The sequence below is a fragment of the Gordonia rhizosphera NBRC 16068 genome (genome assembly GCF_000298195.1).
GTDB lineage: Bacteria > Actinomycetota > Actinomycetes > Mycobacteriales > Mycobacteriaceae > Gordonia > Gordonia rhizosphera.
The window spans coordinates 27,016-45,687 of sequence record NZ_BAHC01000169.1; the positions used below are offsets into that span (position 1 = coordinate 27,016).

The 18,672-nt window shown below is 66.4% G+C and carries 20 protein-coding genes; 7 read left to right on the plus strand and 13 right to left on the minus strand.

Annotated features, from left to right (window positions below; translation table 11 throughout):
- The first annotated feature begins 19 nt into the window (after nt 1–19).
- Nucleotides 20–1,507: a phenylacetaldehyde dehydrogenase StyD gene (styD, locus tag GORHZ_RS20850; protein WP_006336548.1), complete on the plus strand. Its 1,488-nt coding sequence runs from the start codon at nt 20–22 to the stop codon at nt 1,505–1,507.
- A gap of 26 nt (nt 1,508–1,533) precedes the next feature.
- Nucleotides 1,534–2,646, plus strand: a complete 1,113-nt coding sequence (locus GORHZ_RS20855) for an NDMA-dependent alcohol dehydrogenase (protein WP_006336550.1) — start codon at nt 1,534–1,536, stop codon at nt 2,644–2,646.
- Here the strand turns inward: GORHZ_RS20855 and GORHZ_RS20860 are convergent.
- The 10 genes from GORHZ_RS20860 to GORHZ_RS20905 form a co-directional block, all read right to left on the minus strand.
- Complete coding sequence (locus GORHZ_RS20860; protein ID WP_006336552.1) at nt 2,636–3,646, minus strand: AraC-like ligand-binding domain-containing protein; 1,011 nt, start codon at nt 3,644–3,646, stop codon at nt 2,636–2,638. The genes GORHZ_RS20855 and GORHZ_RS20860 overlap by 11 nt on opposite strands.
- Nucleotides 3,647–3,701: 55 nt before the next feature.
- Nucleotides 3,702–5,018, minus strand: coding sequence for a phenylacetate--CoA ligase PaaK (gene paaK, locus GORHZ_RS20865; protein ID WP_006336553.1), 1,317 nt, complete (start codon nt 5,016–5,018; stop codon nt 3,702–3,704).
- A 25-nt stretch (nt 5,019–5,043) separates the two neighbouring features.
- Nucleotides 5,044–6,162 carry a 1,2-phenylacetyl-CoA epoxidase subunit PaaE gene (gene paaE, locus GORHZ_RS20870; RefSeq protein ID WP_006336554.1) on the minus strand — a complete coding sequence of 373 codons (1,119 nt, stop codon included), beginning with the start codon at nt 6,160–6,162 and terminating at the stop codon, nt 5,044–5,046.
- A 3-nt stretch (nt 6,163–6,165) separates the two neighbouring features.
- On the minus strand, nt 6,166–6,675 hold the full coding sequence (paaD, locus tag GORHZ_RS20875) for a 1,2-phenylacetyl-CoA epoxidase subunit PaaD (protein WP_006336567.1): 510 nt from the start codon (nt 6,673–6,675) through the stop codon (nt 6,166–6,168).
- 1 nt (nt 6,676) lies between these two features.
- A complete protein-coding gene (gene paaC, locus GORHZ_RS20880) occupies nt 6,677–7,594 on the minus strand; it encodes a 1,2-phenylacetyl-CoA epoxidase subunit PaaC (protein ID WP_006336569.1) in 918 nt (305 codons plus the stop codon).
- A 10-nt stretch (nt 7,595–7,604) separates the two neighbouring features.
- Nucleotides 7,605–7,898 carry a 1,2-phenylacetyl-CoA epoxidase subunit PaaB gene (gene paaB / locus GORHZ_RS20885; RefSeq protein WP_006336570.1) on the minus strand — a complete coding sequence of 98 codons (294 nt, stop codon included), beginning with the start codon at nt 7,896–7,898 and terminating at the stop codon, nt 7,605–7,607.
- On the minus strand, nt 7,895–8,854 hold the full coding sequence (gene paaA / locus GORHZ_RS20890; protein ID WP_006336572.1) for a 1,2-phenylacetyl-CoA epoxidase subunit PaaA: 960 nt from the start codon (nt 8,852–8,854) through the stop codon (nt 7,895–7,897). The genes paaB and paaA overlap by 4 nt, the downstream gene beginning before the upstream one ends.
- 84 nt (nt 8,855–8,938) lie before the next feature.
- Nucleotides 8,939–9,718 carry an enoyl-CoA hydratase/isomerase family protein gene (locus GORHZ_RS20895; RefSeq protein WP_006336574.1) on the minus strand — a complete coding sequence of 260 codons (780 nt, stop codon included), beginning with the start codon at nt 9,716–9,718 and terminating at the stop codon, nt 8,939–8,941.
- Nucleotides 9,715–10,578 (minus strand): 3-hydroxyacyl-CoA dehydrogenase family protein, encoded by an 864-nt coding sequence (locus GORHZ_RS20900; RefSeq protein WP_006336576.1) that lies wholly within the window; start codon nt 10,576–10,578, stop codon nt 9,715–9,717. Before GORHZ_RS20900 ends, GORHZ_RS20895 begins: the two co-directional genes overlap by 4 nt.
- Nucleotides 10,575–11,300 carry an enoyl-CoA hydratase/isomerase family protein gene (locus tag GORHZ_RS20905; RefSeq protein ID WP_006336577.1) on the minus strand — a complete coding sequence of 242 codons (726 nt, stop codon included), beginning with the start codon at nt 11,298–11,300 and terminating at the stop codon, nt 10,575–10,577. Before GORHZ_RS20905 ends, GORHZ_RS20900 begins: the two co-directional genes overlap by 4 nt.
- Nucleotides 11,301–11,393: 93 nt before the next feature.
- On the opposite strand from GORHZ_RS20905, the gene GORHZ_RS20910 reads away from it, so the two are divergent.
- From GORHZ_RS20910 to paaI, 4 genes are all read left to right on the plus strand, one after another.
- Nucleotides 11,394–12,005 (plus strand): TetR/AcrR family transcriptional regulator, encoded by a 612-nt coding sequence (locus GORHZ_RS20910; protein WP_006336578.1) that lies wholly within the window; start codon nt 11,394–11,396, stop codon nt 12,003–12,005.
- 97 nt (nt 12,006–12,102) lie between these two features.
- A complete protein-coding gene (paaZ, locus tag GORHZ_RS20915; protein WP_006336579.1) occupies nt 12,103–14,142 on the plus strand; it encodes a phenylacetic acid degradation bifunctional protein PaaZ in 2,040 nt (679 codons plus the stop codon).
- A 5-nt stretch (nt 14,143–14,147) separates the two neighbouring features.
- Complete coding sequence (locus GORHZ_RS20920) at nt 14,148–14,462, plus strand: EthD family reductase (RefSeq protein WP_006336581.1); 315 nt, start codon at nt 14,148–14,150, stop codon at nt 14,460–14,462.
- Nucleotides 14,459–14,902 (plus strand): hydroxyphenylacetyl-CoA thioesterase PaaI, encoded by a 444-nt coding sequence (gene paaI / locus GORHZ_RS20925; protein ID WP_040532761.1) that lies wholly within the window; start codon nt 14,459–14,461, stop codon nt 14,900–14,902. The genes GORHZ_RS20920 and paaI overlap by 4 nt, the downstream gene beginning before the upstream one ends.
- Nucleotides 14,903–15,026: 124 nt before the next feature.
- Here the strand turns inward: paaI and GORHZ_RS30975 are convergent, their stop codons facing one another.
- From GORHZ_RS30975 to GORHZ_RS29650, 3 genes are all read right to left on the minus strand, one after another.
- Nucleotides 15,027–15,200 carry a type I restriction enzyme endonuclease domain-containing protein gene (locus tag GORHZ_RS30975; protein ID WP_006336585.1) on the minus strand — a complete coding sequence of 58 codons (174 nt, stop codon included), beginning with the start codon at nt 15,198–15,200 and terminating at the stop codon, nt 15,027–15,029.
- A gap of 382 nt (nt 15,201–15,582) precedes the next feature.
- Entirely contained in the window at nt 15,583–17,343 is a 1,761-nt protein-coding gene (locus GORHZ_RS20930) for an ATP-binding protein (protein ID WP_006336586.1), read from the minus strand.
- A gap of 1 nt (nt 17,344) precedes the next feature.
- Entirely contained in the window at nt 17,345–17,917 is a 573-nt protein-coding gene (locus GORHZ_RS29650; RefSeq protein WP_051999015.1) for a restriction endonuclease subunit S domain-containing protein, read from the minus strand.
- Between the two features lie 286 nt (nt 17,918–18,203).
- Between GORHZ_RS29650 and GORHZ_RS30980 the strand changes: the two genes are divergently transcribed.
- The gene (locus GORHZ_RS30980) at nt 18,204–18,371 is read left to right on the plus strand and encodes a hypothetical protein (protein WP_169330686.1); all 168 of its coding nucleotides are present in this window, start codon (nt 18,204–18,206) and stop codon (nt 18,369–18,371) included.
- Nucleotides 18,372–18,672: the final 301 nt, after the last annotated feature.

The following is an 18,672-nucleotide window of genomic DNA, read 5'->3' on the forward strand; positions in this document are numbered from 1 at the left end:
AGACCAGGCAAGGAGAACCATGACAGCGATTGACGAGACGAGAGCCGCTGCGGCACTGCCCGAATCGACGGCGACCGAACTTCTCATCGACGGACGGTGGCGAGCCGCCGATCAGGGCGGCGTCTTCACCGATCTCAACCCGGCCACCCAGGAACTGCTCACCGAGGTCGCCGCCGCGAGCGCGGCGGACATCGATGACGCCGTCCGCTCGGCGCGGAGGGCACTCTCCGGCGACTGGGCGGCCACCCCCGGCGTGGTGCGCGGCAAGATCCTCAACAGGGTCGCCGACCTCATCGAACGTGACGGCGATCTGCTCGCGCGCCTCGAGGCCCTCGACATCGGCAAGCCCGTGGGCCAGCCCACGATGCTCGACATCCCCAATGCGGCAGCGACCTTCCGGCACTTCGCCGGTTGGGCCGACAAGATCACCGGCCAGACGATCCCCACCGCCGGCTACTTCGGGCAGCCCACGCACTCCTACACCGTGCGGGAACCGGTCGGCGTCATCGGCGCCATCATCCCGTGGAACACGCCGCTGATGATCACCGCCTGGAAGCTGGCGCCCGCACTGGCCGCCGGGAACACCGTCGTGGTCAAGCCGCCGGAGGACGCGCCACTGTCGATCCTGCACCTCGGTCGGCTGCTGCAGGAGGCCGGTCTGCCGGACGGCGTCGTGAACATCGTCCCGGGACTGGGTGACGTCGCAGGCGAGGCTCTGGTCACACACCCGGACGTCGACAAGATCAGCTTCACCGGCAGCCCCCGGGTCGGCCGGCACATCGCCAAGGCGGCGGCCGAGACGTTCAAACGGACCACGCTGGAACTCGGCGGCAAGTCACCACAGATCATCCTCGCCGACGCCGATGTCGAGGCCGCCGTCAACGGGACCGCGATGGGCCTGTTCTTCAATCAAGGTGAGGTGTGCGCTGCCGGTACCCGAGTCCTGGTCCATAGGTCGGTCTACGACCAGGTCGTCGACGGTCTGGCAGCAGCGGCGAGCGCGCAGGTGCTGGGTGACCCTCTGGACCCGGCCACCACGATGGGTGCGTTGGTCAACGCCAAGCAGCAGGCCACCGTGCTCGACTACATCGCCACCGGCACCCGCGAGGGTGCACGACTGGTCGCGGGCGGCGAGAAGGGTTCGGATACGGGGTTCTTCGTCCAGCCGACCATCTTCGCCGACGCCACCAACGAGATGACCATCGCCCGCGAAGAGATCTTCGGGCCCGTCGGAACGGTCATCCCGTTCGACGACGTCGACGATGCCATCCGCATCGCCAACGACACCGACTACGGCCTCGCGGCGAGCATCTGGACCCGCGACGTCTCCTACGCACACTCGCTCGCGTCCAAGGTGCGCGCCGGTGCCGTATGGGTCAACGGCTGGGCCGCAATCGATCCCGCATTGCCCTGGGGCGGCATGAAGACCAGCGGCGTCGGCCGGGAGCTGGGCTGGGCCGGCATCGTCGCCAACACCGAAGAAAGAGTCGTCACCGTCGTCCTCTGACCACTGATCGAAAGGGAAAGCGCATCATGAAGACTCAAGCAGCAGTACTGTGGGAACCCGGTCAGCCGTGGCAGATCGAGGAGCTCGTCCTAGACGCCCCGAAGTACGGCGAGGTGAAGGTCGAACTCGCCGCCTCCGGCATGTGCCATTCCGACGAGCATGTCCGCGACGGCAGCGTGCCGGTCGGGATGTACCCGTACATCGGCGGTCACGAAGGCGCCGGTGTGGTCACCGAGATCGGGCCGGGTGTCACGACCGTCGAGGTCGGCGACCATGTGGCGCTCGGATTCATCCCGGCCTGCGGCCGGTGTCCGTCGTGTGCGACCGGCAAGTCGAGCATCTGCGATCTGGGCGCCAATCTGCTTGCCGGGGTACAGCTCTCCGATGGCACTGCGCGCCACCATGTGAACGGCCAGGACGCCGGACTGATGTGTCTGCTCGGTACCTTCGCCCCGGTCACCGTCGTCAACGAGGCGTCGTGCGTCAAGTTGACCAAGGACATCCCGCTCGACAAGGCCGCACTCGTCGGCTGCGGTGTGACGACCGGATGGGGCTCCGCGGTGTACGCCGCAGAGGTGTCGGCCGGTGAGACGGTCGTGGTGCTGGGCATGGGTGGAGTCGGCTGCGGTGCCGTGCAGGGTGCAGCACTTGCCGGCGCACGCCACGTCGTCCTCGTCGATCCGTCGCCGTTCAAACGCGAAAAGGCCAAGGTGTTCGGCGCCACGCACGCCGTCGCCACGATCGACGAGGCGCTGGCCCTGCTGCAGGAGATCACCTGGGGCCAGCTCGCCGACAAGGTGTTGATCACCGTCGACGTCGCCGACGGCAAGCTGATCGCTCCGGCGATGAGCCTGGTGGCCAAGGGCGGTGTGTGCGTGCAGGTCTCGGTCGGCGACATCACGTCCACCGATGTCTCGATGAGCCTGTTCGACCTGACAGCCATGCGGAAGACACTCAAGGGTGCGTGGTTCGGAAACGCCAACATCCGCTTCGACATCCCCCACCTGCTCCGGCTCTACATGGAGGGGCATCTCAAGCTCGACGAGATGATCACCCGCACATATACTCTCGACCAGGTGAACGACGGGTACGAGGCGATGCGCAACGCGGAGAACGTGCGCGGCGTGATCATGTACTGAGGTCGCCACTGTTCGTCCCCCGGGTATCGCCAGACTCTCCACGTGCAGGCGGAGGACGTGACGAGACCCGGGGGACGAACTGGGACGACTCGTCCCGGTACTGGCGCGGTGTCACGCCGTAGGCGTTCTTGAAGATCCTGGAGAAGTGTGCGGCGTCGACCAAACCGTTTGCGGTACAAATAGATCCGACACTGCGATGCTGCTGGGCAGGGTCGGCGAGGTCGCGACGGCATCTCTCCAGCCGCCGATGACGAATGAAGCCCGCGACGGTGTGGCCGTCGTGGGCGAAGAGTTTCTGCAGATAGCGCACCGACACGTGGTGCCGGGCCGACACCGATGCCGGCGAGAGCGTGGGATCGCCGAGGTGGCTCTCGATGTAGGACCGCGCAGACAACAGCACCGTCTCCCCCGCGCCGAGGGGGTCGTCGGGAGCCGAGGCGCGCAGCGCGGCACTCACCAGATCCGCCACGGCGTCTGCCACCAGCGGGGTGGCACATCCATCTGCTGCGGCCACCGCCTGGTCACGGAGCGTGCTCAGCATCGGCGCGAGCAATGCCCCGACGCCCGTCGTCGAGCTGATCCTGCGCGCCGTGCCGTCGTGCAGTTCCGTATCCGATACACGCAGCGATGCACGCGGGATGACCGCGACGAGCATCGCGAAGGTGTCGTCAAAGGCAAGTTCGTAGCGCTCGCTCGTGTCATACACAGCGATGTCGCCCGGGCCGAGCACCGCGTCGCGATCACGTTGGCGGACCGTCGATCCCCCGCGAACCTGTACGCCGACCTTGATGACTCCGGGGTCGGCCCGTCTGATCGTCGAGGTGGACCGGCGGACATGTACGTGCTGCCCGGCGACCTCGGAGAGTTGGAGTTCGCCGACGCCCGTGCTCGACAGCGTCCCGCGGAACGCGCCGATACGACCGGATGTCGGTATCGCGTCGAGCGGGACGAACGTGTCGGAGATGGCGTCGCGCCACACGTCGAACCCGACGTCACGCAAGCAGAACCTCGACGGCGCAGCGCCGGCGAGGTCCTGCCCGATGGTCGGTGTCACGTCAGTTCTTCGGCCGGTTGTCCACCAATCGCTTCGCCTTGCCGGTCGATCGCTGCAGAGTGCCCGGTTCGGCGATCTCCACGGTGACGCTGACGCCGATCCGGTTCTTGATGAGCTTCTGCAGCGATTCCATCGCCGCCGTGTGCTGGTCACCGGTCACGTCCGGGCGCGGTTCCACGCGCACCGTCAGCGTGTCCATCCGGCCTGGCCGGTCCAGCACACACTGGAACTGCGGCGACAGCGCGGGCTCGGTGAGGATGAGTTCCTCGATCTGCGTCGGGAACAGGTTGACCCCGCGCAGAATGATCATGTCGTCGGTGCGTCCGGTCACCTTCTGCATCCGCCGCATCGTGCGTGCCGTACCCGGCAGCAGTCGCGTCAGATCCCGCGTCCGGTAGCGGATGATCGGCATCGCCTCCTTGGTGAGCGAGGTGAAGACGAGCTCGCCCTCCTCACCGTCTTCCAGCACCTCACCGGTCATCGGATCGATGATCTCGGGGTAGAAGTGATCTTCCCAGATGTGCAGTCCGTCTTTGGTTTCCACACATTCCTGCGCGACACCCGGACCCATCACCTCGGACAGGCCGTAGATGTCGACGGCGTCCATGTTCAGCTGCTGCTCGATCTCGCGGCGCATCTGTTCGGTCCACGGTTCGGCACCGAAGATACCGGTGCGCAGCGACGTGGTCGAAGGGTCGATGCCCTTGTTGATCATCGCGTCGACGATGGTCAGCATGTAGGACGGCGTCACCATGATGGCGTCGGGCTCGAAGTCCTCGATGAGCTGGATCTGGCGCTCGGTCATGCCGCCCGACATCGGGATCACAGTGCAGCCCAGACGTTCTGCGCCGTAGTGGGCGCCGAGCCCACCGGTGAACAGCCCGTACCCGTAGGCCACGTGCACCTTGTCGCCCGGCCGGACGCCACCGGCGCGCAGGCTCCGGGCGACCAGATCGGCCCAGTTGTTCAGGTCGCCCGTCGTATAGCCGACCACCGTCGGGCGGCCCGTCGTCCCAGACGAGGCGTGGATCCGGGACACTTGGTTCTGGGGCACCGCGAACATCCCGAACGGATAGTTGTCCCGCAGGTCCTTCTTCGCGGTGAACGGGAAGAGCGCGAGGTCCGCGAGGCTCTTCAGGTCACTCGGGTGGACGCCCTTGTCGTCGAAGGACTTCCGATAGTGCGGAACGTTGTCGTAGGCATGCTGCAGTGACCATTGGAGGCGCCGCAACTGCAGGTCTGCGATGCGATCATGCGATGCGAACTCGATGTCGGCGGTGTCGGACTCTTCGGACTGGGAGGACAGAATGCTGGTCATGAGGGCTCCAGGAGGTCGGTCGGGGTCAGGCGTCGAAGTCGACGGTCACGTCGTCGCTGAGGGGGAAGGTCTGGCAGGTGAGGACGAATCCGTCGGCTACTTCGGATTCTTCGAGCGCGTAGTTGCGGCGCATGTCGACCTCGCCGCAGACGACCTTGGCGCGGCAGGTTCCGCAGACGCCGCCCTTGCAGGCGAACGGGAGGTCGGACCGCAGGTCCTCACCCGCGTCGAGAATCGATTCGTCGCGTGACAGTGCGCCGGTCACCGACCGTCCGTCCAGGACCAGGGTGACCTCGCTGGTCGGTCCGGTGGTGCCGGGTTCGCGGTGACGATCCAGCGGTGGCGGGGTCGCTTCGACGTAGAACAGTTCGTGGTGGATGCGGTCGGAACCGACCCCGCGGACGCGGAGGGACTCCTCGGCGACCTCGACCATGCCGAGCGGCCCGCAGAGCCAGAAGTGGTCGATGTCGTCGGTGGGGACGACGTCGTCGAGGATCTCGTCGAGTCGTGCACGATCGAGGCGGCCACTGAACAGTTCCACCTCGCGCGGTTCCCGCGACAGGATATGGATCACGTCGAGACGCGAGCCGTACTCGTCTTTGAGATCCGCGATCTCCTCGGCGAACATCACCGACTGGGTACGTCGGTTCGCGTAGATGAGAGTGACCTCGGCGTCGGGGTTGGCGAGCATCGAGGCCGCGATCGACAGCATCGGGGTGATCCCCGACCCGGCCGCGATCAGCAGGTGACGTCCGCCGGTTTCGGGGTCGGCGTGAAACGACCCGGAGGGAGGCTGGACCTCGATGCGATCGCCGGCGCGGACATCACGCACGAGCCACGTGGAGAACAGTCCGCCGTTGACCTCGCGGACACCGACCCGGGGCGAGGAACCCACCGGAGCGCAGATCGAGTAGGTGCGCCGCTGCTCGACGCCGTTCACCTTGCGGCGCAGGGTCAACGACTGGCCCGGCCGGAAAGCAAAAGTGCCGGTGAGATTCTCGGGAATGTCGAACCGGACGGCGACCGCGTCGTCGCAGAGCGACTCGACGTCGGCAACGGTCAGCGGATGGAACTCGCGGTTGCGCGACGACGTGCGCACGGGTGTTGCCGTCGTCTCGACGACCGCGGGGCTGCTGGGGGTCATCTGTCAGATCTCCTTGACGTGGTCGAAGGGCTCACCGCAGGCGGTGCACCGGTAATGCGCCTTGCACAGCGTGGCGCCGAACTCCGAGACCAGTTGCGTCCGTTCGGAACCGCACTGCGGGCACGCGACGATGCGCGGACGTGCGGTCAGGGTCAGCGGGATCGGCCCCGAGGCCCGGCGCGGTACCGCACCGGGCGGCGAGTAGCCCGCCGCGACGAGCTTGCGGCGACCCTCGTCGGTGATCCAGTCCGTGCTCCAGGCCGGCTGCAGGGAGGTGCGGATCTCGACGTCGTGATATCCGGACCCGTTCAGCGTGGCCGTGATGTCGTCGCGGATGGTCCCCATCGCCGGACATCCAGAGTAGGTGGGGGTGATGGTGACGATCACCGCGCCGGTGTCGTCGTCGGCGACGTCGCGGATGATGCCCAGGTCGGCGAGGGTGACCATCGGCATCTCCGGATCGAGAATCGAACCCACCAGTTCACGTGGCGAAAGCTGTGTCGCGGCGGTCATCTCACCACACGCCTTCCGGATGAGCACGCGCGACGCTCTGCATCTCGGCAAGGATGAAACCCATCCACTCGGTGTGCAGTCCGGTGCGTCCGGCGCGTCCGCCCACTCGCCCGATATGAGGTCCGGCGGGGATCTCGGTCTCCGCGGCGTGCAGGATCTGCGCAAGGACGTCGTCGAACTCCGCACGGACGTCGCGGGGGTCCACGCCGACTCCGGCCTGCGCGAGCACGAGTTCCTCGGCGGTCGGCTCGAACAGTTCGGCCACGTACGGCCACACCCGGGCCAGCGCGTCGTTCAGGCGACGTCGGGATTCTGTTGTGCCACAGCCCAACGTGACGACCCAGCGGGCGGCGTAGTCGCGGTGATAGGTCAGTTCCTTGATGCCCTTGTCGGCCACGGCGGCGAGCACCGGATCGCGGGAGGTGCGCAGACGGTCGAACACGGCCAGCCGCCACGTCGAGAAGATCATCAGCCGGACCATCGTCGTGGCGAAGTCGCCGTTCTCGAGTTCGGTGAGCCGCACGCTCCGGAAGTCCTGCTCGTCCCGGAAGAAGGCCAGTGCATCTTCGGCGGGAACGGGTGAGGTCTCCGAGATGAACGGAACCAGTGTGGCATCGGCGGCGGCCGCGCGGGCCAGCAGCAACCGCGCCTGGCCGAGCAGGTCGAGGCCGACGTTCGCCAGCGCGACCTCCTCTTCCAGTTCGGGTGCATGGGTGTTCCACTCGGCCAGCCGCTGAGCGCTGATGAGGGCGTCGTCGCCGAGCATCAGGCAGTAAGTGCCGAGAGCGGCGAGATCCACGTCGTCGGGGACCGTGGTGTCCACGCCGGCCAGCGGATCATCGAAGCTGGTCCCGAAGGCCCACTGTCCGTGGTTCTCCTCGTCGGCCAGTCCGTGATAGGCGTTGTCGTGATCAGTCATGGCCTCGTACTCACATGTGGGGGACGTTGTCGGGGATGTCGTAGAACGTGGGGTGGCGGTAGACCTTGTCGCCGCTCGGCGCGAAGAACGGGTCCTTCTCCGACGGGCTGGTCGCGACGATGTTCTCCGACTTGGCGACCCAGATGCTCACGCCCTCGTTGCGACGGGTGTACACGTCGCGGGCGTGGCGCAGGGCCATCTCGTCGTCGGCTGCATGCAGCGATCCGACGTGGACGTGGTTGAGTCCGCGCTTGCCTCGGACGAACACCTCGTACAGTGGCCACTCGGCCTTGACTTCACTCATCGTTGCTCCTCCTGGCCGCGGGCCGCGAACGCGGCGGCGGCGTCGCGGACCCATGTCCCGTTCTCATGTGCTGCGCGGCGCCTTTCGACGCGTTCGACGTTCATCGCCCCGTTGCCCTTGACCACGGCCATGAACTCGCTCCAGTCCGGATCGCCGAAGTCGTAGTGGCCCCGGTCGGCATTCCAGACCAGATCCGGATCGGGGAAGGTGACCCCGAGTGCCGCGGCCTGCGGGACGCTCATGTCGACAAATCGTTGCCGCAGCTCGTCGTTGGTGTGACGCTTGATCCCCCACGCCATGGACTGCTCGGTGTTGGGCGACTTGTCGTCCGGCGGGCCGAACATCATCAGCGCGGGCCACCACCACCGGTTGACCGATTCCTGCACCATCTCGCGTTGCTCGCTGGTGCCGCGCATCATGGTGGTGAGCAGCTCGTAGCCCTGCCGCTGATGGAAGGACTCCTCCTTACAGACCCGGATCATCGCCCGCGCGTAGGGGCCGAACGAGCTGCGGCACAGCGGAACCTGATTGCAGATCGCGGCGCCGTCGACGAGCCACCCGATGGTGCCGACGTCGGCATAGGTGAGGGTGGGGTAGTTGAAGATCGACGAGTACTTCTGCCGTCCTTCGATGAGCCGCTCGGTAAGGTCGGCCCGGCCGGCGCCGAGGGTCTCGGCCGCCGAGTACAGATAGAGCCCGTGGCCGGCCTCGTCCTGGACCTTGGCCATCAGGATCGCCTTGCGCCGCAGCGACGGCGCGCGGGTCAGCCAGTTGCCTTCTGGCTGCATGCCGATGATCTCGGAGTGCGCGTGCTGGGCGATCTGCCGGATCAAAGTCTTGCGGTACCCCTCGGGCATCCAGTCGCGCGGTTCGATGCGCTGGTCGCTCGCGATGGTCTCGTCGAACTGAGACGGAAGGTCACCCGCATCGGCGCTTATGGCACTTGACGTGGTCATATACCCTACTTTCAATACCGAATGATCGGTTGGTAATTAGTATCTGCTGAAACCGCTCGCAATGCAAGAGGCAAATGCGCCGGATCAGCGCCCGAGGAACGTGGGCTTCCGTTTCGCCAGGAAGGCGCTGACCGCGGCCTTGTGGTCGACGGTCGCACCCAACTCGGACTGCACGGCGGCTTCGCGGTCGAGCGCGGCGTCGAGACCCGCGGACGACGCCGCGATGAGCGACTTGACCCGCGCGAACGCCAGCGTGGGCCCGGCCGCGAGCCGGAGGGCCAGCTCGCGTGCGGTCGACTCGACCTCGTCGTCGGGAACCACCCGATGGACCAATCCCCAGTCGGCCGCCTCGGCGGCGGTCACCTTGTCGCCGAACAGCATGAGTCCCGCCGCTCGACTCGGGCCGAGCGCGGCCACCAGCGCATGGCTGAGTCCGGAGTCGCTGGCCAGACCGATGCCGGTGAACGCGGTCCCGAAGGAGGCGTGTTCGCCGATGACCCGGATGTCCCCGGCGAGTGCGATGCCGAAACCGGCACCGACGCACGCGCCACGCACCGCGACGACAACCGGCACCGACAGCGACGCCAGCGCCCGGATGAGGGGGTTGTAGTGCTCGGCGACCGTCGACATGGCGGTGGTCGGGTCCGCTTCGAGCGCCGCGACGTGTTCGCCGAGGTCCTGACCCACACAGAAGTTTTTGCCCTCGGCGGTGAGCAGCACGGCCCGGACCGATGCGTCGTCGGCGATCGAGGCGACGGCGTCGACGAAGGCGACCTTGGTGGCCACGTCGAGCGCGTTGTGCGCCTTCGGTCGAGCCAGCGTGAGGGTGGCGAGGCCGTCGGCGACGGCGATGGTGACGGTCATGATGAAGCGTCCTTCCAGTCGTAGAATCCGCGCCCGGCCTTGCGTCCCAGCTCGCCACGGGAGACTTTGTCGCGCAGTAGTTTCGGTGGTGCGAAGCGGTCGCCGAGGGTCTCGGCGAGATGTTCGGCGATGGCGAGCCGCACATCGAGGCCGACCAGGTCGGTCGAACGGAGCGGTCCCATGGGGTGGCGGTAGCCCAGTTCCATGGCGCGGTCGATGTCGGCCGGAGCCGCGACACCTTCTTCCACCATGCGGATGGCCTCCAGCCCGAGGCAGACGCCGAGGCGGCTGGTGGCGAAGCCGGGGGCGTCGTTGACGAGAACCTCGGACTTGCCCAGTTGCGTCACCCAGGAGCGGACGGTGGTCACCGTGTCGTCGGTCGTTGCGGGTGCGCGGACGATCTCCACCAGCGAGGACGCCGGCACCGGATTGAAGAAGTGCATGCCGACGAACCTGCTCGGATCACTCAGCACAGCACCGAGCTCGGTGATGGACAGCGAGCTGGTGTTCGACGCGAGCACGGTCGCCCCGCCGGCCACCTTCTCCGCGGCCGCGAGTACCTCGGCCTTCAGCGCGGGGTCCTCGGGAACCGCCTCCACGACGAGGTCGAGGTCGCCCGCAAGCGCGTCGACGGACGGCACCACCGTCACGCGACCGAGGATCTCCGCCGGATCGGCGCCGCCGAGCTTGCCGCGTTCGTGGGCACGGGACAGGCCGTCCGCGACTCGAGTGTGCGCGGCTTGTGGATCATGGCTCTCCGCGATCGTCACTGCCGACCCCAGGGTGGCGAAGACCTGCGCGATCCCCGCTCCCATCCGTCCGCCGCCGATCACCGCGACTGCTCGTGGGATTGTCGTCATCGTTTCCTCTCCAGGAAGGCGGTCATCCGCTCTCGTTTGTCGTCGGTCTCGAACAGCACGGCCTGCGCGATGTCGTCCACCCAGGGATGGGCCCCGGGCTCGTCGACGATCCGCTTCATGAGGCGCAGCGCCAGCGGCGATTGCCGGGTGATGCGGTCGATGACGGTGTGGGCCTCGGCCACCGCGTCGTCGACCACCGACATCGCGAGTCCGGTCCGGAGCGCGGTGTCTGCGTCGAGCGTGCGGCCGGCGAGCAACACCTGCTTGGCCACCGACTGGCCCACCAGGGCCGGCAGACGATAGGTGGCGCCGGCCGCGGCGAGGATGCCGAGGCCCGGTTCCGGATTGCCGAACATCGCGGTCGGCGTGACGATGCGAATGTCGCAGGCATAGGACAGCTCCGCTCCGCCGCCGAGGGCGTAGCCGGACACTGCCGCGACGGTCGGCACAGGCAGGGCGGCGATCCGGTCGAAGAGGGTGCGGTTGATCCCGGCGAGCGCCTCGTCGCGACCCCGCTCCAGCAGTTCGGTGATGTCGGCGCCCCCGGCGAAGTGATCGCCACGGCCGGTCAAGAGCACCGGCTTGGGCGCACATTCGATCCGGGTGCAGACGTCGTGGAGTTCACGGATCATCGCCGCGTTGATCGCGTTGCGTTGTTCGGGTCGGTCGAGCCACACGACGTAGCGGTCGTCGCGCTCGTCCACACAGGTGGTGTTTGCCATCACGCTCTATTAATAACCGACTCTTTGGTCGGTTGGCAAGAGATGAGCCGAACGACCCTGCACGGCCCGGGACACGACTGCAAAGATGAACCCATGACGAGAACCCCCGCGATCCGGCGGACCGGGCGCCCCGGACGTCCCGGATACGACCTCGACTCGCTGCTCGCCGTCGCCGTCAAAGTCTTCAACGACAAGGGGTACGACGGCACCAGCATGGACGTCCTCGCCGAACGACTCGGCCTGAGCAAGTCGTCGATCTACCACCACGTGTCCGGAAAACAAGAACTGCTCGAGCTCGCACTCAACCGCGCACTCAACGCCCTGTTCGCCGTCACCACCGAGGCCGGCGCCACCGAGGGCCGCTACATCGACCGACTGGAATACCTGGTCAGACGTAGTGTCGAGATCCTGGTCGCCGAACTCCCCTATGTAACCCTGCTACTGCGGGTGCGCGGCAACACCGCGGTCGAACGACGCGCCCTGGCCCGTCGACGCGAGTTCGACACGTTCGTCAGCAGCCTGGTCGCCGCAGCCGCCGAGGAGGGCGACCTGGCCCCCGACCTCGACCCCGACCTGGTCGCGCGCCTGCTGTTCGGCACCGTCAACTCGCTCATCGAGTGGTATCGGCCGCGGGCCGGAATCACGGCCGACGACCTCGCCGACACGGTCATCTCGATGACCTTCGACGGCCTCCGGCGCACCTAGCCCCGACTCGAGCCTTGACAATCGGGGCCGGCTCAGGCGATCGTAATTACCGACCGAATAGACGGTATCGGGATTCGACGGGTACACGGAGGCGATCGTGACCAATTTGCTGCAGAGCTTCACCGAGGGCCGCTGGTTCACCGCGGCGGACGAGGGCACGCCACTGGCCAGTGCCGTGGACGGCCACGAGGTCGCGCGGATCTCGGCCACCGGTCTCGACCGTGCGGGCATGGTCGAGTACGCGAGAACGGTCGGCGTTCCCGCCCTTGCCGCGCTCACCTTCCACGAGCGCGCCGCCCTCCTCAAGCAGCTGGGCATGACCCTGATGGCCGGCAAGGAGGAGTTCTACGAGGTGTCGCGGCACACCGGTGCGACGACGCGGGACTCGGCGGTGGACATCGACGGCGGATTCGGGACGATCCTGTCCTACTCGAGCAAGGCCCGCCGCGAACTCCCCAACGACACCGTCTATCTCGACGGACCGACAGAGCAGCTCGGCAAGAAGGGCACGTTCCTCGGCCAGCACATCTACACATCGCGACGCGGTGTCGCCGTACAGATCAACGCCTTCAACTTCCCGGTCTGGGGCTTCCTGGAGAAGCTGGCACCGGCGTTCATCGCCGGCGTCCCGTCCATCGTGAAGCCCGCCAGCCAGACGGCCTATCTCACCGAGCTGGTGTTCCGCCGGATCATCGAAAGCGGCATCCTCCCCGAGGGGTCCGTCCAATTGCTGTGCGGCAGTGCCGGAGACCTCCTCGACCACCTCGACGGCCAGGACTCGGTGGCGTTCACCGGATCGGCCGAGACCGCCGCCCGACTCCGCGCCCACCCGCAGGTCGTCACCTCCGGACTCCATTTCACCGCCGAGGCCGACTCCCTCAACGCGTCCATCCTGGGCACCGACGTCACGATCGAGGCCCCGGAATTCGACCTCTACGTCAAGCAACTGGTCACCGAGATGACCGTGAAGGCCGGACAGAAGTGCACCGCCATCCGGCGCGCGTTCGTCCCGGAACCCCTCGTCGACGACGTGATCGCCGCCGCGTCGGCGCGGCTGTCGACGATCACCGTCGGCGATCCCGCATCCGACGGCGTCCGCATGGGCGCCCTCGCCAGCATCGAGCAGCGTGACGAGGTCCTCAAATCCCTACGCGGGCTGACGAAATCGGCGAGCATCGTGTTCGGCGACCCCGACCATGTCGATGTCGTCGGTGCCGATGCCACCAAGGGTGCGTTCCTGTCCCCCATCCTGCTGCGCGCCGACGACAAGACCGCACCCGAACCCCACGACATCGAGGCATTCGGGCCGGTGTCGACGGTGATCGGCTACCGCGATGCCGCCGACGCCGTCGAGTTGGCGGCCCGCGGCAAGGGCAGCCTGGTCGCGTCACTGGTCACCAAGGACGCCGAACTCGCCGGTGAGGTGGTCCGCGGCCTCGCCCCGTATCACGGTCGAGTTCTGGTACTCAACAACGAAGATGCGCGGGAGTCGACCGGCCACGGCTCGCCGTTGCCCGTCCTCGTCCACGGCGGTCCCGGCCGAGCCGGTGGCGGCGAGGAACTCGGTGGTATCCGCGGCGTCCTGCATCACATGCAGCGCACAGCCGTTCAGGGCACGCCGAACGTGCTGACCAGCGTCGGACGACGCTGGGTGACCGGTGCCGATCGGGTCCAGGGCGATGTGCACCCGTTCCGCAAGAACCTGGCCGAGCTCGTGCTCGGCGACACCATCGTCGGTGGGCCCCGTCAGGTGACCCGCGCCGACATCGACCACTTCGCCGAGTTCACCGGCGACACCTTCTATGCGCACACCGATCCGGAAGCGGCAGCGGCCAATCCGCTGTTCGGCGGAATCGTGGCGCACGGATACCTCGTGGTCTCCCTGGCGGCCGGCCTCTTCGTCGACCCCGCACCCGGGCCCGTGCTGGCCAACTTCGGTGTCGACGGACTGCGGTTCCTCACCCCGGTGAAAGCCGACGACAGTCTCACCGTGACGCTGACCGCCAAGCAGATCACGCCGCGGCAGAGTGCCGACTACGGCGAGGTGCGCTGGGATGCGGTGGTCACCAACCAGAACGACGACCCGGTCGCCACCTACGACGTGCTGACGCTTGTCGCCAAGGCCGAGGAGGACTGATTCACATGGCATTTCGTGTCAGTGTCTGCTACGGGCAGCCCGACGATCCCGAGGTGTTCGACGACCACTACGAGCGGGTGCACATCCCGTTGGCGAAGGCCGTGCCCGGACTCGTCGACTTCACCTGGGGCAAGGTCGCCTCGCTCGACGGCTCACCGCCGCCGTACTACGCGATCGCCAGCCTCTACTTCGCCGACGCCGCCGCACTGAAGGCGGGCCTGCGCTCGGCGGAAATGAAGGCCGCCGCGGCCGATGTGCCGACCTTCGCCTCCGGCGGTGTCACCATGTTCACCCAGGACGAGACCTCGGTGCTGTCATGACCGAAACCGCCTCGGCCCCTGCCGACATCGACGATCATCCGATTTCGCGGAAGATGTTCGCCGATGATGTCGCCTCCAAGAACCTCGGCATCACCCTCGACGAACTCGGCCCCGGGTACGCGCGGGCATCCATGCGTATCACCGAACTGATGGTCAACGGACACGGGATCACGCACGGCGGGTACGTCTTCATCCTCGCCGACACCGCCTTCGCGCTGGCCTGCAACAGTCACGCGGATGCGGCGGTGGCCGCCCGCGCGGACATCCGCTTCCTGCGGCCGACGCGCGAGGGAGATGTTCTCGTCGCGGAGTCCGTAGAGCGAGGGCGGTTCGGACGCAACGGGATCTACGATGTCACGGTCCGCTGCGGCGACGACGTGGTCGCCGAGTTCCGTGGGGACAGCCGGACATTCGGTGGTCGGGCGGTTGGGGAGCGGTAGCGGAGCCTCGCAATCCCACCCCTCGGCCTGCAGCTTCGGCAACACCCGATGACTCTCGTGCAGTTGTGCGGTGATGCGGGCGAACGTGGTGGAGTCCATACGGTTGGGCTCGTCGATCCACTACTCAGGCATCAGCACCCACCTGCCTGTTCTCTTCGGCGAACCGTGGGGCCATCATCTCCATCTGCTCAAACACAGTGGTGATGGCTGCCGGCTGCTTGTCCGGGGGATATTTGTACTCCACCAGCAGCCGCTTGGTTCGGTAGCGCGTCGGCGAGGTGCCGGGCGTGTCCGTCAACGACTGGCGCGCAAAGGTGAAGGAGTCCGATCGAGGCTGGATGAGAGCGGCGGTCGGGCTGACCGACTACCTGAGATCGCCTGAGACTACGGGAAATCAGGTGGACGAGGGCGAGGAGACACTCGGCTCGCGTTACCGAACACTGGCAGGAAATCTTGCGCGAGCGTGGGCACGTGCCGACGGGAAGTCGACACTGGAGGAGCTTCGGCCGACGGCCCAGTTCTATGAAGAAGTTCGAGTATGGATGGGCAAGTTCGGTCGTCCCATGCGGTGCGGCCGTTGTCGGCTCCGGGTGCGATGTCGGTACCGGTCAGTGGCCGCCATTCCTGGTCACCCAGCCATTCCAGCGCCAAGGTTTCCCAGTCAGCTTCGGTAAAGGTGCTCATTTGGTGTCCCTCTTCGTGAGTCGGTATGTCTGGCGACTGCTGTGCCGTTGCCCGATTCGTTGGACACGGCCCGCGTCGATGAGTTTGGCAAGGCGGCGGAGTACGGCGCGATAGTTCATGCCCAATGCGACCTCGATGGCACGCGCAGTGACGTGCCCCGCGGCGATGGCTTGTTCGACGGCGTCGAGATCGGCGGCTATCCCTTCGGTGCCAGTCGCAGACGTATCGCCGGAGCTCGCCACAGCGGGCCGGTCGGCCATCGCGAATGCGCGATCCCCCAATTGATAGCTGGCGTAGCGCTTCCCACCTGTCCCGACCAACAGGTCGCGGTCGACCAGGTCACGGAGCGCAGCGCCGGCCGCAAGGCGGTCGACACCCCATGCTTGCAGCATCGCGTTGGTAACCCTTCCCGTCACCCGCGCCATGGCCAATGCGAGGTCCTGGGTCGAGGTCAGGTCGGCTTCGCCCAGATCGCTGATCCATTCGGTCACATCCACGCCCAGAAGTGCATGTCCAGGCACCGTGACCCGCACGTGGCCGGGGCTGACGTCGAACCGCGCCGGACTCATACCCGCCTGCCGTAGTGACCGCATCGCATTCGGTAGGCCGCTGCCCCGGTTCTCTCCGATGGACTCGTTGCTGTGCGCATCGACGGGAATGTCTGCGAGCAGTTTTGCCAGTGCCGCGTTGCGCGACGACGAACGCTGTTCCGATGTACCGAGTGACCGAGCTGATACATCACCGAACAGTCCACCTGGGCTGTTGACGACGAGCCGGTCGAGGTACAGCTCGATCTGCACGTGCATACCTCGCGACGCCGGGCTGTAATCCCGGTGCATGATGGCGTTGACGACAAGCTCCCGGATCACATCGAGCGGATAGTCGTAGCGGTCCTCCCGGTACAGGCCTTTGACTACCGCCGCCTTACGCATGTTGCGCCGCAAGGTTTCCTCCACCGTGGCCACCATGTCGGGGATCGGTCCGTCCGCGGTCACGTTGTCGAGGAATCGCACTCCGTCGGGTGCCTGGTCCCCGATCTCCGTCCCAGGTGACACGACCACCGCGACGAAGAGTTGTGGAAGGAACTGCTGCGGGTAGCTGCCCAACGAGATGATGCCGGCGAGTGTCGGCACATACTGCCTGTCGACGTGGGTGAGGACGTTGAGTCGCGCAAGCGCTTCCTCAGTTTTTAGGTTGCGAAAGGTTCTGGGATGCCGGTCCCGCGCCCGCCGGATCAATCGGTCGACGAGGTCAGCGTCCAAATCATCCACGGTGGCATCGGTGATCGGTTCGAGGTCATGCTTTGGCTGCGTACGGTTGGCGAGCAGCTGAGCGACCTCGTACGCGGAGAGCAACCGATCACCGTCACCGCTACGGATGAAGGACCCCTGATGGTGGCCGCGCGTCTTGACGTAACACGGCTTGTCCACCGGGTCGATCTCATCGATGTCTGCCCGGACGATGAGTGCCCCCTCGAACTCCTCGATGTCGATCGAGGGTCGCAGCGGTGGCTCCATCTGGTCGGCGCAGGCAGTGGCCAGTGCGTCACGAGTCGACTTGGCATCGAAGCCAGGAGCCAGGGTGAATCCATCCGCCTCTGACAGCCCGAGGAGCAGGACTCCGCCGTCGCCGTTGGCGAAAGCGCTGAGTGACTCGACGACGTCCTTGGGCAGGCCACCCGCCGCCGACTTGACCTCCACCTGGGCGAGGTCGGTCCCCAACCTGCGCAAACGTGCGACGAGATCGACTGTGTTCATCTCACCTCCTCCGACTCTGACACTCTGACACGCGACTCTGACACTCTGACTGGTTTGGCGATTCTGGGGCGTCAGACCATCCCGCCGACCTCGTTCTCGACGTCCTTGACGTCACCTTGGCGGACATGAGCAGCGGGAGGAACTGGTCGCGGGTTTGCGCGAGAACAAGGTTCTCTGACTCAAAGGAAGCGACCTGGTCGGTCAGCGCTTCCAGCTGCGGTCCGATCAACCTGGCCTCGGCGCCTCCTGGAATCGAGACGGGTTCATTGAGATGTCGGCGCTGGATGTGTCCCATCGTGGTCGCCTTGTCCGCTGCCACGGCCCGAAACTCGGCCAGTTTGTCTCGCAGAGCATGCTCAACCAGCCACTGTGGCCTACCGTCGACCGGGACGACCTTGAAGATGTGCTGATTGATGATCGCCTCCGGCCGGTGCCACCGCGCGACCGTCAGCGATCCAGACCACGCGAATAAGAGGTCTCCAGGCCTCGCCACGTTGTCGTCAGGAGCTTCGATGTCGTTGTAGACCGTTGAACCGCCGATACCGGAATTGAGCTCTGCGATCCTGATGACCACGCGACCAGTCCCTGCCGCACCCTTCGTATAGGCACGCCCATCAACGAAGCGAGCGAGGCTGGACAGCGGCACGCAATCGCGTGCCGCTGTCCTGAGCTGCTCGGAGCCAAGTCAATGCAGCCAATTCTTGACTTCGCGTGATCACTTCGTCATTCGCCGCGATCTTGTCGTCGAGGGCGCCGAGGATTTCAGCGATGGCCTTCGGTCATGTCGGCCTCCTACGGTCGTGGCGGCCGGGGATCGGCTGCCTGCAACCGACCGGCCAGGCCGCAGGAGTCCCGGGGCGTTGGAGCGCATGATCACCGAACTCGGCGACAAGGCCACGACGTCGACCGCAGAGGCGGCCGCACTCACCGACCGCAGGGTGAAGGCGGCGTCGGAAGCCGTGACCAAGGCGCCGCCGATGCGCAGAAGGCGTTCCGGGAAGCCGACGAGGCGACGCGGAAGTCACTGACGGAGTCGATCGACAAGATGCGTCGGGAGAGCGAGGCTGAGCTCAAGCGTCACTTCGGCGGTGCCAATCCGGAGGTGATCGACCGCTTTGCACCGCTCCTCGAACAGTTCGCAGCCAATCTGGACAAACGATCCGCGGCGAACACCACTGAACTCTTGACGCAGGCCGCCAAGCAGTTAGACCCGAACGACCCAGCATCACCGATGGCCAAGCGCTCGGCCGACCTGGCCAAGCGCCAGGAGTCGCTCACCGAACAGTTGACGAAGCAGCACACCGAACTGACCGGCCGACTCGACCAGGT

Bases quoted from the DNA above. Each gene is read 5' to 3' on its own strand.
- GORHZ_RS20895 (WP_006336574.1), bottom strand. From the start codon at position 9,718: ATGACCGTCACCATCGCCGTCGCCGACGGCCTCGCCACCCTCACGCTG.
- styD (WP_006336548.1), top strand. From the start codon at position 20: ATGACAGCGATTGACGAGACGAGAGCCGCTGCGGCACTGCCCGAATCG.
- GORHZ_RS20905 (WP_006336577.1), bottom strand. From the start codon at position 11,300: ATGGCAAACACCACCTGTGTGGACGAGCGCGACGACCGCTACGTCGTG.
- paaK (WP_006336553.1), bottom strand. From the start codon at position 5,018: ATGACCAGCATTCTGTCCTCCCAGTCCGAAGAGTCCGACACCGCCGAC.
- paaC (WP_006336569.1), bottom strand. From the start codon at position 7,594: ATGACTGATCACGACAACGCCTATCACGGACTGGCCGACGAGGAGAAC.
- paaI (WP_040532761.1), top strand. From the start codon at position 14,459: ATGACCGAAACCGCCTCGGCCCCTGCCGACATCGACGATCATCCGATT.
- GORHZ_RS20855 (WP_006336550.1), top strand. From the start codon at position 1,534: ATGAAGACTCAAGCAGCAGTACTGTGGGAACCCGGTCAGCCGTGGCAG.
- GORHZ_RS20900 (WP_006336576.1), bottom strand. From the start codon at position 10,578: ATGACGACAATCCCACGAGCAGTCGCGGTGATCGGCGGCGGACGGATG.
- GORHZ_RS20920 (WP_006336581.1), top strand. From the start codon at position 14,148: ATGGCATTTCGTGTCAGTGTCTGCTACGGGCAGCCCGACGATCCCGAG.
- paaE (WP_006336554.1), bottom strand. From the start codon at position 6,162: ATGACCCCCAGCAGCCCCGCGGTCGTCGAGACGACGGCAACACCCGTG.
- GORHZ_RS20930 (WP_006336586.1), bottom strand. From the start codon at position 17,343: ATGAACACAGTCGATCTCGTCGCACGTTTGCGCAGGTTGGGGACCGAC.
- paaA (WP_006336572.1), bottom strand. From the start codon at position 8,854: ATGACCACGTCAAGTGCCATAAGCGCCGATGCGGGTGACCTTCCGTCT.
- GORHZ_RS20910 (WP_006336578.1), top strand. From the start codon at position 11,394: ATGACGAGAACCCCCGCGATCCGGCGGACCGGGCGCCCCGGACGTCCC.
- paaB (WP_006336570.1), bottom strand. From the start codon at position 7,898: ATGAGTGAAGTCAAGGCCGAGTGGCCACTGTACGAGGTGTTCGTCCGA.
- paaD (WP_006336567.1), bottom strand. From the start codon at position 6,675: ATGACCGCCGCGACACAGCTTTCGCCACGTGAACTGGTGGGTTCGATT.